Genomic DNA, 622 nt, shown 5'->3' with positions numbered 1-622 from the left:
CATGGCTATCAAGTTGATTGAGTTGTGAGAGCTGATTGGCAAAAGGAACTTTTGCTCTGGATTCATCCAACCACGCTTTGAATTCAAAACCATCTATATCGATTGGGTCGTACGTGATGTCTTGCTGCGCGATAATCGCTCGAACCGGGTGGGCAAACCCGTAGTAGTTCATCGCGCCGTCTTCTTGCTCCCCTTGCAGCCATTGAGTCGCCTCAAAAAAATGCTCACCTAACACATAAGCATTCGGATTAACGGATTTGGTCGCTTGGCGAAATGCTTTCACGTAGTGAGCGTTGTTTTTCGCCCCCTCCCCTTCACCTAGCATATGAATGACATCAAAACGCCAGCCATCCACGGAATATGGCGGCTTCAGCCAATGTTTGATAACCGATGCCTCACCTTGGTAGATATATTCTCTGACTTCGTGATTCTCAAAATTCAATACCGGCAGATTGTCGATACCTTTCCAGCCAATATAGTGATTACTCTCCCCATCAAAAAAGTAATAGTCGCGAAAATCGGATTGAGGATTCCCGTATGCGCCTTTACCTTTCTGCTGAATATCAAACCAAGGGTGATGCACAGAAGTATGGTTAAAGACCGCATCCAATACGATCTTCAT

At 45.7% G+C, this 622-nt stretch carries 1 protein-coding gene; it reads right to left on the bottom strand.

Translation table 11 applies throughout. The features are described from left to right. The coding region (locus R8N47_RS26275; RefSeq protein WP_318186240.1) for an alpha-amylase family glycosyl hydrolase at positions 1-622 on the bottom strand (622 nt) is incomplete at both ends.

Source organism: Vibrio sp. 2132-1, assembly GCF_033344315.1.
The sequence above is the reverse complement of the archived record's forward strand: the minus strand, read 5'-3'. Positions and strand labels throughout refer to the sequence as shown.